Here is a 13882-nt window from a genome sequence, read left to right on the forward strand (position 1 = left end):
TCAGTCGAGTCGACGAGCGATCTCGGGCCCGATGACGCGCAGCGATGCGGTGTCGGCCATGCCGAGGTGGTGGGTGTCGACGTCGACCGCGGTGACCGTACCGGTGACGTACGGGCGCCAGCTCTCGCCCACCGCGACCGGATCGTCCTTGTCGGCGGTGGCGACGAACACCAGCATCGATCCGTCGAACACGTCGGGCCGGTGCGCGGCGACGATGCGTGCGGAGGTGTCGAAGCTGGTCATGATGCGGTCGACCTGATCGCTCGAGAGCAGACCCAGTCCAGTGATCTGGTCGCGGACCACGGTGGCCACCTGATCGGTGTCCGCCGCAGAGATCGACTCGTCGATGTCGAACAGAGTCCGCCACCCACCCAGCAGGTCCGCGACACCCGACGCCGCCCCCGCATCGGACGCCTCACCGGAGGCGTCTGCGCCCGGGGCATCGGGGGCGTCGAGGGCCGCGTCCATCACACCGAGGAACGCCACATCGTCTCCCGCGGAACGCAGGTGCGTCGCCATCGCCTGCGCGATGTACCCACCGACCGACCACCCCAGCAGGTGGTAGGGACCGCTGGGCTGGACCCGCCGGATCTCGGCGACGTACCGCGCGGCGAGGTCGATGACCGACGCCGCGGCGTGCTCGCCGCCCACCACGTGCGGGTCCTGCAAACCGAAGATCGGACGGTCGGCCAGGTACGGCGCGAGGCCGCCGTAGAACCAGGCGAGGCCACCGGCGGGGTGTACGCAGAACAGCGGCGCACGGGTTCCGCTCGCACGCAACGCGATCAGCACCTCGTCGGTCAGTCGCGGACCCGAGGTGTCGGCCATGCGTCCGGCCAACCCGCGGCTCGTCGGGTCGGCGAACATCCACGCCAACTCCACCTCGAGGCCGGTGCGGCGACGGATGAGTGCGGCGGCACGCGCAGCGGCCAGCGAGTTGCCGCCGAGGTCGAAGAAACTGTCCGTCGCACCGACCCGTGACGCCCCGGTGACCTCGGCCATCACCCCGGCGATCAGCTCCTCGAGATGACCGGTGGGCGCGACGAACTCGGGCCGCCGACCATGGCTGATCGTCGGGATCGACGACCGCTCGGGACGCGTTCCGGCGGGCACGTCCGGGGTCAGGACAGCATCCGGGTCCGCGGTCATCGTGTCGATCATGGCGACGAGTTCCGCGGCCAGGTCCCGCATCGTCGCCTCGTCGAACAGTGCGGTGGCGTAGGTGATGGAGCCGTCGATCTCGGTGACACCGTTGCTGGTGCGTTGCGCGAGTCCCACCGCGAGATCGACCTTGGCGGGCTCCGATCCGGGGTCGACGGGCACCACGCGCAAACCGGCCCCGACACGATCTGCCCCGTCGGGATCGGTGCCGCTGTCGCCGTCGACGAGGTAGTTCAACGCTATCTGGTAGATCGGGGCGTGGGAGGTCGATCGGGTCGGCGTCACCAGGTCGACCAGCACCTCGAACGGCAGATCGGCATGCGCGAAGGCATCGACGTCGTCGTGGCGCACCCGGCCCAGCAGGGTCGTCGCCGTGTCGTCGTGCCGGTGCTCGGTGCGCAGGGCGAGGGTGTTGACGAACATGCCGATCACGTCGGCCGTAGCGACATGACCACGTCCGGCGACCGGGGTACCGATGACGACATCGGCGACACCGGCACGCGCCGCGACGGTAGCCGCCAGCGCTGCGTGCGCGACCATGAACGTCGTCGCACCCGTCTGCCTTGCGAGGTCGGCCATGCGCGCGCTGCGATCGGCGCCCAGCCGCAGGGGGATCCGGCCGCCGGTCGTGTCCATCACCGGCGGTCGGGGACGGTCCACGGGCAGGTCGATGCGATCAGGGATCCCGGCGAGACGCACCGACCAGTAGTGCGCCTGCGCGGCCAGCACCGAGGCCGGGTCGTCGAGATCACCCAGCGTCTCGTGTTGCCACAGTGTGTGATCGGCGTAGCCGACCGCGGTCGGTTCCGCGGGCGGCGCCCCGGCGAGGCGTCGACCGTAGGCGTCGAGGACGTCGCGGGCGAGGATCTGCAGCGACACCGCGTCGCCCGCGATGTGGTGGATCACGACGACGAGTCGATGCGTGTCGGCGGCGGTGCGGACGACCGCGGCGCGGATCGGGAGGTCGATGGTGACGTCGAAGCCCTGGTGGCACAGCGCCATCGCGCGGTCGAGCGCGGGATCGATGTCCGCCGGCGCGGGATCGAGTGCCGTCCATGCGAACACTCGCTCCACCTCCTCGACCGACGCGATGCACTGCACCGGTCGTCCGTCGTCGGTGAGCGGATAGGTGGTCCGCAGTGCCTCGTGTCGGCCGAGGACGTCGATCACCGCCCCGCGCAACGTCTCCGGGACGAGCGCCCCGTGGATGTCGAGGACGACGGGCATGGTGTAGACGTCGGAGGTGACGTCGAACTGGTTGATGAACCAGATGCGTCGCTGCGCGAACGACAGGGGTATGTCGTCGGGCCGGGGGCCACGTCTCAGGTCGACCGACGCGGGGCGCGAGGTCTGCAGGCGCGGTGCCAGCTCGCGCACCGTGGGGTGGTCGAAGATCTCGCGCACACCGAGGTCGGTGCCGAACATCTCGTCGAGGCGGGCGACCACCCGCATCGCGGCCAGCGAGTTCCCGCCCAGGTCGAAGAAGCCGGCGGTGACCGACACCGCCGACACCCCCAGCACGTCGGCGACGATCGTGGCGACGGCCGCCTCGACAGCGTCGGCGGGCGGGGTGGGCGCGGAGTCGACCGCACCCGGTGTGGGCAGGGCGCGGCGGTCGACCTTGCCCGAGCTGGTCAGCGGGAACTCGTCGAGACGAACCCACCGCGTCGGGCGCATGTACCCCGGCAGCAACCGCGCGGCCTCGTCGGCGACGGTGGCATCGTCGGCGGTCCCGACCAGGTAGCCGACCAGCATGTCCCCGGCCGGTGTCGCCACGACCGCCGCGGCGGCATGGGTGACGCCGACGACCCCGGTGAGCACGGCTTCGATCTCCCCCAGCTCGAGCCGCTGTCCACGCAGTTTGACCTGGAAGTCGCTGCGGCCCAGATACTCCAGCTCACCGTCACGGTTCCACCGCACGAGATCGCCGGTGCGATAGAGCCGGTCACCGGGCGCGCCCAGCGGGTTGGCGACGAAGCGATCGGCGGTGAGATCGGGCCGGCCGGCGTATCCGCGGGCGAGCTGCACGCCGCCGAGGTAGAGCTCGCCGGTGACACCGATCGGGACGGGCCGCAGACGTCCGTCGAGCGCCCACGTCGTGGTCGCGGTGACGGGTGCGCCGATGGGCGTGGTCGTCTCGCCGTCCACCACGGTGTGGCGGGTGACGTCGACGGCGGCCTCGGTGGGGCCGTAGAGGTTGTGGACGCTCGCCTGCGGAACCGTGGCGGCCATCGCGTGCGCCGTCGCCGACGGCAGGGCCTCACCCGAGGCGAACACGTACCGCAGCGAGTCGAGGTCCCCGACGTCGTGGGGACCGAGCACGTCGACGAACAGGGCCATCATCGACGGGACGAAGTGCAGTGTGGTCACCCGGTGGCGGGCCACGAGTCCCGCGATATGGGTCGGGTCCCCGTGCCGACCCGGCTCGGCGAGCACGAGGTGTGCGCCGGCGATCAACGGCCAGAACAGCTCCCACACCGACACGTCGAACGTGATCGGTGTCTTCTGCAGCACCACGTCGGCACTGCCGATCGGATGATCGGACTGCATCCATCGCAGTCGGTTCACGATCGCGCGATGCGACACCGTCACGCCCTTGGGGCGGCCGGTCGAGCCCGAGGTGAACAGGGTGTAGGCGCCGCTGTCGGCGGTGACGCGACCGTGCGGGGTGTGCGCCTGCGCCACAGGCATCGGTGCGCTGCAGTCGATCTCGAGCACCGTCATCGTGTCGGTTGCTGCGACGGCGGGCGGACCGGTACCGGCGGCGACGAGCACCGTGGTCACCGCCGCCGTGTCGAGCATCGACCGGACGCGCTCCACCGGCGCCGCGACGTCGACGGGGACGTACTGCGCGCCGGCGGTGACGACGGCGTGGATCGCGACCATCATCTCCACCGACCGGTCGATGCAGACCGCGACGGCGTCGTCCGGCGCCACGCCCTGTGCCCACAGTCGCGCGCGCAGTGCGTCGACGTGCGTCCCGAACTCGGCGTAGGTGAGCGTTCGGTCCCCGATGGTGACGGCGGGTGCCTCCGGGGTGGCGGCGCGCTGTGCGGTGAGCAGGTCGATGAGCGTGTCGCCGGTTCCGCCGTCCGCCCCTGATTCCCGGTACGACATCGACAAGCCGGTGGAGAACGCGGCGATCCGTGTCCGTTCGTCGGCGTCGAGCAGGTCGATGTCGCCGACCGCGACGTGGGTGTGCGACGGCGCCGTCATCACAGCGAGGACGGCGAGGAGGCGGTCGGTCATCGCCGACACCGTGTCGTGGTCGAACAGATCGGTGGCGTAGAGGATCTCGCCGGTCCACGTTCCGCCGGCGGGGGTGGTGGTCACCGTGACGGTGAGGTCGAGGCGCGCGGGGGGATCGCCGGGGTCGACCTCCTCTATCACGAGGTCGCCCGTCGCGGGCCCGTGCGACGCGGGACCCGCGGGCTGGACGACCGACAACATCACCTGCGCCAGAGGGGCGAAGGCCTCCGACCGGGTGGGGGCGAGCCGGTCGACGAGGAGCTCGAACGGGACGTCGGCATGGGCGAAGGCGTCGAGGTCGTTCTCGCGCAGGGCGTTCAGGATCGCCGTCGGGGTGTCGTCCGGATCGACGCGGGCGCGCAGCACGAGTGTGTTCACGAACATGCCGACCAGGGCGTCGAGTTCGGCGCGGCCACGGCCGGCGACGGGTGTCGCGACGACGATGTCGTCGGTGGCCGCCAGGCGGGCGAGCAGAACCGACAGCGCGGCGTGCACCACCATGAACTCGGTGGCCCGATGCGCGCGGGCCGTCCGCCGGATCGCGTCGGCGAGCGCGGAAGGCACCGTGAACGCCACACGCCGTCCACGGTGGGACGCGACCGGTGGGCGCGGTCGATCCGACGGCAGATCGATGCTGTCGGCGATGCCGTCGAGCCGCGAGGTCCACCAATCGATCTGGCGTGCGAGAGCGGAGTGGGCGTCGTCGGCGGCACCGAGGACCCGCTGCTGCCACACCGCGTGGTCGGCGAACTGCACGGGCAGTCCGGCCCATGTCGGCGGGGTGCCCGCGGACCGCGCGCCGTAGGCCGCGACGAGGTCGGACACGAGCGGACGGATCGACTCCCCGTCGACCGCGATGTGGTGCATGGCCAGAGCGACGAGATGCTCCTCGCCTCGCGACGGCCCCGCCGCGACGGCGACCACGCGGACGCGGACCGGGAGATCGGTGGTGACGTCGAAGCCGCGCACGAGCAGCGTGGCGAGCGCGGTCTCGTCGTCGCCGACGTGCCAGTCGAGGCGGTCGACCGCGGTGTCGATGTCCAGGATCTGTTGACGGGGTGATCCGCCGGTCGCCGGGTACACCGTGCGGAGCACCTCGTGGCGGTCGACGACGTCGAGCAGCGCGGCGCGGAGGGCGCCGATGTCGAGGGCGCCGCGCAACCGCAACACCACCGGGATCGTGTACGCGGTCGAGTCGGGGTCGAACCGGTTGAGGAACCAGATCCGTTGCTGCGCGTTGGACAGCGGGATGACATCGGGCCGCTCGTCGGCCACCAGCGGCATCACGATCGCGCCGGCGCGGTGATCGGAACGGATGACACCGAGGAGCCCGCGAACGTCGGGATGGTCGAACAGGTCGCGCACACCCACGGCGGTCCCGAACGCCTCGGAGGCCCGCGCGGTGACGCGGGTCGCCGACAGCGAGTTGCCGCCCAGGTCGAAGAACGGTGTGGTGACACCGATCTCGGTGACCGGTCGGCCGAGCACGTCGGCGACGATGCCGGCGAGCAGGCGTTCGTCGTCGTCGGCGGGGTGCTCGACGGGCAGGTCGTGGGCTGGGCCGACGTCGAGCGTCGACAGTGCCGTCCGGTCGAGTTTGCCGACCGGGGTGCGCGGCAACGCATCGAGGACCGTCAGTGTCGCGGGCACGAGGTGGCTCGGGAGTCGCTCGGTGAGGTGCGTGCGCAGCGTCCGCGGGGTGAGGTCGGGATCGGTGGTCTCGACGAACCCTGCGAGTGCGGTCACAGGGTCGCCCATCCCGACGACGCCGGCGGTCCGGACGGCCGGGTGGGTGCGCAGCGCCTCCTCGATCTCGCCGAGTTCGATGCGCAGGCCGCGCATCGCGATCTGGAAGTCGGTGCGGCCCGCGTACATCAGCTCCCCGGATCGGGTGCGGCGCACCAGGTCGCCGGTGCGGTACATGCGCGCCCCCGACGAACTGTCACCGAACGGGTCGGGCACGAAGCGCTCGGCGGTGAGATCGGGACGTCCCGCGTAGCCGCGGGCCAGGGCCGCTCCGCGCACGTACAGTTCGCCGACGACCCCGACGGGAACCGGGTGCAGGAACTCGTCGAGCACCACCACCGCCGACCCCGGCATCGGATGCCCGAGGGGCACCGTGTCGTCGGGGGCGATCGCATACGAGGTGAGGCACGCCATCGTGGTCTCGGTCGGTCCGTAGGAGTCGTAGAACGCTCGCGTCGACGCCCACCGACGCATCTCCGCGTCGGGAACATCCTCGCCGCCGGCGAGGACGTGACGGAGCGACACCCGCGCGGGGTCGGGCATCGACGCCAGCACGCTGGTGACGATGGCGGTGTGGGTGACGTCGTGGTCGGTGATCCACCGGGCGAGTTCGGTCCCGCCGATGATGTCGGGCGGGGTGACCACAAGGGTGCCGGCGCCACCGAACGCGCCGAGCACCTCGAGCATGGCGACGTCGAAGCTCGGTGAGCTGATACCCAGCCACCGTGCGTCGGCATCGCTGTGGTGGCGGTCGCGCAGCGTCGCGGCCATGCCGGCGATGCCGGTGTGGCTCACGCACACGCCCTTGGGCACGCCGGTCGATCCGGAGGTGAAGACGAGGTAGGCGGCGTTGTTCTCACGCACCGTTGTACGGCGGTCCGCATCGGTCACCGGTGCCGCGAGCGACGGGTCCTGCGTCGCCCGTGCCCGCAGGTCGGCGATCATGGTGTCGTCGAGCGTGATCCAACCGATGTGCGTCGTCTCCACCCCGATCGGCTCGGCCCGCAGGGCGAGCGTGGCGCCGCTGTCGGCGAGGGTCCGAGCGATCCGCGCGGCGGGGTATCGCGGGTCGATCGGGCAGTACACCGCACCGGCTTTCGCGATCGCCCACAGCGACACCTGCACCAGGGCGGTACGGGGCAGCACGCTCGCCACGACGTCCTCGGAGCCGATCCCCCGCGCGATGAGGTCACGGGCGAGGACCGAGCTCACGGCGTCGAGGTCGGCGTAGGTCATCGACCGATGCGCATCGACGACGGCGACCGATGCGGGCCGCAGCGCGGCGGCCGACGCGAGCAGGTCGGGCAGCAGCACGGGCCGCGCGGCCGGCTCGAGTGGCGCGACGAGACCGGTCGTCTCGTCGGGGGTGAGGATGTCGACGTCGCCCACCCGGCCGGTCGGGTCGGCGACGATCGATGCGAGCACCCGTACGAGACGCTCGGCGAAGACCGCGGCGGTCGACTCGTCGAAGAGGTCGGTCGCGTAGGCGACGGTCCCCCGCCACGGCTCGGTGTCGCCGGTCGTGACAGCGACGGTGAGATCGACCTTGGCGGTGGTGGTCTCGGTGGTGAGGACCTCGATGTCGAGCCCGGTCGATGCCGCGACGAGCTCGGCGTCGGCGTCCGCGGCGGCGTCGGCGACCGTCAGCAGCACCTGCGCGAGCGGGGCGAACGCGCCCGATCGGACGGCGCCCGAACGCGTCGCGTCGAGCCGGTCCACCAGGTCCTCGAACGGGACGTCGCCGTGGGCGATCGCATCGAGGTCGACGCGACGGACCTCTGCGAGCAGGTCGTCGATCCGCGCGGCACCGCTGACCGGGGTACGCAGCACCAGCGTGTTGACGAACATGCCGACGATGTCGTCGAGTTCGCGCCTGCCGCGGCCGGCGACCGCGGTGCCCACGACGACGTCGTCGGTGCCGCTCGACCGCGCGAGCACCACGGCGAGCGCGGTGTGCAGCAGCATGAACGGCGTGAGCCCGTACCGCCGCGCGACGACGCGGGCGGCGCGCGACACCTCGTCCGGGATGATGACGTCGACCGCAGCACCACGCATCGACGCCGTGGCCGGGCGTGGCCGGTCGGTGGGGAGTTCGAGCAGCGGCGGGATCCCGGCGAGCTGGGTGTCCCAGTAATCCAGGTGCGCCGCCATGGAATCCGCGGCGGACCCGCCGTCGTGGCCCAGCGCACGGTTCTGCCACAGTGCGTGATCGGCGTACTGGAGCGCCAGGGGTGCCCACTGCGGGGCGGCGCCGGCACGGCGGGACGCGTACGCGGCGAACAGGTCTCGCGCGAGGATCGGGGTCGATTCACCGTCGGCCGCGATGTGGTGGACGGTGACGACGAGGAGCGCCTCCCCGGCGGTCACGACCGCGAGGCGGGCACGCATCGGCATCTCGGTGCGGGTGTCGACGCCCTGTCCGGTGATGGCGAGCGCCTCGGTGTCGTCGGCGACCACCGCCCAGTCGATCGACGCCATCGCCCGGTCGGCCGGCCAGATCTCCTGCCACACCGTGCCGTCGGGGGCCTGCGGGTAGGTGGTGCGCAGGGTCTCGTGCCGCGCCACGAGGTCACCGACCGCGGCGGCCAGCGCATCGACGTCGAGAGTTCCCCGCAGTCGCAGCACGAACGGGATCAGGTACACCGGCGACGTCGGGTCGAAGGTGTTGATGAACCACATGCGGCGTTGGGCGTCCGACAGCGGGATACGGTCGGGACGCGGGGCTGCCACCAGCGGCTCGACGAGGCTCGATGCCCCCGTCGCCGCCCTGGCGCGGTGTGCGAGCTCGCGCACGGTCGGCGCCTCGAACACGTCGCGCACACCGATGTCGGCGCGCAGGGCGTCGGCGACACGGGCGGCCACACGCGTCGCCGACAGCGAGTTGCCACCGAGGTCGAAGAAGCCGTCCGTCACGGACACCGCGTCGGATGCCAGCACGTCGGCGAACACCTGCGCCACCACGGCCTCGGTCGCGTCCGTCGGGGCGACGATGTCCGCTGCGGTCGCGGGACCGGGCGCCGGGAGCCGTCGACGGTCGACCTTGCCCGAGCCGGTCAGCGGCAACGCGTCGAGACGCACCCAGGCGGTGGGGCGCATCGCGGCGGGCAGCAGACGGGCGACCTGCACACGCATGTCGTCGAGATCGACGGCGGCGCCGGCGACATGCGCGACGAGCCGGTCGTCGCGGACCGAGGCGACGGCGCCGGTCACGCCGGGCATCGTCGCGAGCACGGCCTCGACCTCACCGAGTTCGATGCGCTGGCCACGGATCTTGGTCTGCGAGTCGTTGCGGCCGAGGTAGTCGAGCTCACCGTCGCGGGTCCAGCGGACGCGGTCGCCGGTGCGATACAACCGCGCTCCGTCGGCGCCGAACGGGTCGGCGACGAACCGTTCGGCGGTGAGGTCGGGACGCCCTGCATATCCGCGCGCGAGCTGCACCCCGCCGAGGTAGAGCTCGCCGACGACGCCGGGGCCCACCGGACGCAGCCGCGCGTCGAGAACACGGGTGTCGGTGTTCCACACCGGGCGCCCGATCGGGACGAGTGCCGCGCCGTCACGGACCTCGTGCCACGTGACGTCGACGGCGGCCTCGGTCGGACCGTAGAGGTTGTGCAGCAACGCTCGTGGCATCAGCGCCACGGCCGCCGCCGCGGTCGCCGGCGGCAGCGCCTCCCCCGAAGCGAACACCGCACGCACACCGGACAGGTCGGCGCCGTCGGTGCCGCCGACCGACTCACAGAAGGCGGCGAGCATCGACGGGACGAAGTGCGTGACCGACACCCGTTCGCGCGTCATGAGATCGGCGAGGTATCGCGGGTCGCGGTGGCCGTCGGGCCGGGCGACCACCAGCGTCGCGCCGGACATCGGGGGCCAGAACAGTTCCCACACCGACACGTCGAAGGTCGTGGGCGTCTTGTGCAGCACCACGTCGGTCCCGGTCAGCACGAACGTCGCCTGCATCCACGCCAGACGGTTCACGATGGCGGCGTGCGACACCGTCACGCCCTTCGGACGTCCGGTCGAGCCGGAGGTGAACAACGTGTACGCGCCCGAGTCGGCTGTGACGACGCCGAGACGTTCCGAGGATGCGAGCGATGCGGTGTCGGCCGCCGGTTCGGTGCAGTCGACGACCATGCGAGGGACAGCGGTGTCCTGCAACGCCACCGGCTCGGCGGCGGGTCCGACGAGTACCAACGACACCGCCGCGGTGCCGATCATGTCGGCGACGCGCTGCGGCGGGGCGTCGGTGTCGACAGGGACGAAACGCCCACCTGCGGCGACGACGGCGTGCACGGCGACGATCGACTCCACCGACCGGTCGATACAGATCGCCACCCCCACCTCGGGTCCCACACCGTGGGCGATCATCCTGCGCGCGGTCGTGGCGACGTGCGCGGCGAGTTCGCCACGGGTCAGATGTCGATCGCCGACGACGAGCGCCGGGTGATCGGGAGTGAGTACGGGTCGGACGACGATGTCGGCGAGCGTCTCGGGTGCCATCGACACCCGCACGCCCCGCGACCAGACATGCACCGCGGCATGCTGTTCCGGCGACACCAGATCGATGTCGCCGACCGCGGCGCCGGGGTCGGCGACCATGGCCCGCAGCACCTCGACGTAGGACCGGGCGATCGCGGTCGCGGTATCGAGGTCGAAGAGGTCTGTCGCGTAGACCAGTCGACCGTCGAGGGCGGTGAGGGTCCCGTCGGCGTCGCGGATGGTCGACAGTCCGACGGTGAGATCGAATCGCGCGGGCAACACACCCGGATCCTCCGGCGTCACGATGAGCCCGGGGACCTCGATGGTGTCGTCGCCGCGCTGGGAGAGGGTCAGCATCACCTGTGCGAGCGGCGCGAACGACTCCGACCGCACCGGCGACAGGACGTCGACGAGGTGCTCGAACGGGACGTCGGCCGCGGCGAACGCGTCGAGGTCGACCTCGCGTGCGCGTGTGATCAGTGCGGCGAGGTCGTCGGTGGGCGCGACCGCGGTGCGCAACACCAGCGTGTTGACGAACATGCCGATGAGACCATCGAGTTCGGGGCGCCCGCGCCCGGCGACCGGTGTCGCGACGGCGATGTCGTCGGATCCGCTCAGTGTCGCGAGCATCGCGGCGAGTGCTGCGTGCAGGACCATGAACAGTGTCGCGTCGTGGGCGCGGGACAACCGGTCGAGCGCGGCGGCGAGGTCGCCGTCGATGCTGATCGCGACCCCCGAGCCCCGCAGCGACGCGACCGCGGGCCGACGTCGGTCGGTCGGCAGGTCGAGCACGTCGGGCAGTCCGGCGAGGCGTTCGCGCCAGAATTCGGTCTGCGCACCGAGCACCGACGTCGGGTCGTCGGCCGCGCCGAGCACCTCCCGCTGCCAGAGCGTGACGTCGGCGTACTGCACCGGCAACGGGGCGAAGGTCGGGGCCGCACCGGCGATCCTCGCGGTGTAGGCGGTGAGGAGGTCGGTGACGAGCGGGGTGATCGACTCGCCGTCGGAGGCGATGTGGTGGGCCACCACCATCAGCAGGTGTTCGTCCGGACCGGTCGCGACGACACCGGCACGGATCGGTGGCTCACGCGTCACGTCGAACGGTTCCGACGGCAGGTCCTCGACCCCGTCGGTGCGCCACACGAGGTCGTCGGTGACGGTGTGCGGGTCGAGGATGTGCTGGTGCGCGACGCCGTCGGTGTCGGCCGGGAAGACGGTGCGCAGTGTCTCGTGGCGGGCGATCACGTCGTGGAGTGCGGTGCGCAGCGCGTCGACGTCGAGGGTGCCGCGCAGGCGGAGCGCGAACGGGATGTTGTAGGCCGGGGACGTCGGGTCGAAGACGTTGATGAACCACATCCGCTGCTGCGCAGGCGACAGCGGAACAGCGTCGGGACGGGCCCGCCGGACCAACGGCGCCGAACTGACTGCTGCTGTAGCCGAACTCGCCCGCGCGACGTCGACGCGCGTGGCGAGCGACCGCACCGACGGGTGATCGAACAGGTCGCGGACGCCGACCCGTACCCCGACGGCGTCGGACACCCGCGCCACCACCCGGGTCGCCGACAGCGAGTTGCCACCGATGTCGAAGAAGCTCGCGGTCACCGACACCCGGTCGGTGCCGAGGACGCCGGCGACGACCTCGGCGATCGCCCTCTCCGTCGGTGTGGCCGGCTCGGTACGCGCAGCACTGCCGTCGGGGCCACCGGCGAGATCGGGGGCGGGCAGCGCCCGGCGGTCGATCTTGCCGGTCACGGTGAGCGGCATGTCGGCGACGACGACGTAGGTGTCGGGGCACATGTAGGTCGGGAGCTCGGCGCGCGCGTACCGGTCGACGGCGTCGAGGTCGATGGCGCCACCGAGGTAGCCGATCAGGCGTTCGTCCCCGCCACCGCCGACGACGGTCGCGGCCGCGACCACCACACCGGGCGCCGCGGCGAGGACCGCCTCCACCTCGCCGAGTTCGAGACGCTGGCCGCGGATCTTGACCTGGAAGTCACTGCGTCCGAGGTACTCGAGGTCACCCTGCGGGGTCCAGCGGGCGAGATCACCGGTGCGGTAGAGCCGTTCACCGGGCATCCCCAGCGGGTCGGCGACGAACCGCTCGGAGGTCAGGTCGGGGCGCGATGCGTATCCGCGGGCGAGCTGCACACCGCCGAGGTACAGCTCGCCGACGATGCCCGGGGCGACCGGTCGCAGACGTGCGTCGAGCACCCGCGTGACGGTGTTGTCGACCGGACGACCGATCGGGATGGTGAGGTCGTCGCCCATGACCTCGTGGTGGGTGACGTCGACCGCGGCCTCGGTCGGCCCGTAGAGATTGTGCAGACGCGCCGCCGGTGTGAGGGCGCCCATCGCGTGGGCGGTGGCCGGGGGCAGCGCCTCACCCGAGGCGAACACCTGCCGCACCGACCGCAGCGCCCCCGCGGGCACCGCGTCCCGGTGCACGTCGACGAAGGCCGCCATCATCGAGGGCACGAAATGCACGGTGGTGACGTGTGTCCGCTCGATGAGGTCGGCGAGGTACCGCGGGTCGCGGTGCCCGTCGGGGTCTGCGATCACCATGGTGGCCCCGGTGATCACCGGCCAGAACAGCTCCCACACCGACACGTCGAAGGTGACCGGGGTCTTGAGCAGGACAGCGTCGTCGCCGGTGATCGGGAACCGGTCCTGCATCCAGGCCAGGCGGTTGCCGATCGCGGCGTGGGACACCGTGACGCCCTTGGGTCGACCCGTCGACCCGGAGGTGAACAGGGTGTAGGCGGCGTCGTCGTCGCGGACCTGGGCGTCGTCGCGGTCCTCGGTGTCGTCCGTCCCGGCGGCGTCGGTCGCGACCGGGGTGCCCGCGTCGACGGTGAGGAGGTCGCCGGCGATCGCGGCGACCGCCGGTGGTGCACCGTCGGGTCCCACCAGGACCAGGGCGGCGCCCGCGGTGTCGAGCATGGAGGCGATGCGGTCGCGCGGGGCATCGGTGTCGAGGGGGACGTAGTGTCCGCCGGCGGCGAGGACGGCGTGGATGGCGACGACCATCTCGACCGACCGCGGGATCGCCACGGCCACCGCATGTCCGGGCTGCACACCCCGGGCGCGCAGGGTCGCGGCGAGCGCGGCGACACGCCACCCGAACTCGGCGTAGCGCACCGCACGTCCACCCGACCGCAGCGCGATCGCGTCCGGGGTGTCGCGGACCTGCCGGCGCAGACCGGCGACCACCGAACCGGTGGACGTCGACGGCATCGCTGTGATCGGT

At 71.9% G+C, this 13882-nt stretch carries 1 protein-coding gene (only partly in view); it reads right to left on the reverse strand.

What is annotated here, in order from left to right; translation table 11 throughout:
• On the reverse strand, positions 1 to 13882 hold the 3' portion of the coding sequence (locus ACQ7HM_RS00675) for a non-ribosomal peptide synthase/polyketide synthase (protein ID WP_434214335.1). 26108 nt of this gene lie beyond the right edge of the window; only the last 13882 of its 39990 coding nucleotides appear in the window; its start codon lies off the right edge, out of view; its stop codon occupies positions 1 to 3.

This window comes from Williamsia sp. MIQD14, assembly GCF_051025635.1.
GTDB lineage: Bacteria > Actinomycetota > Actinomycetes > Mycobacteriales > Mycobacteriaceae > Williamsia_A.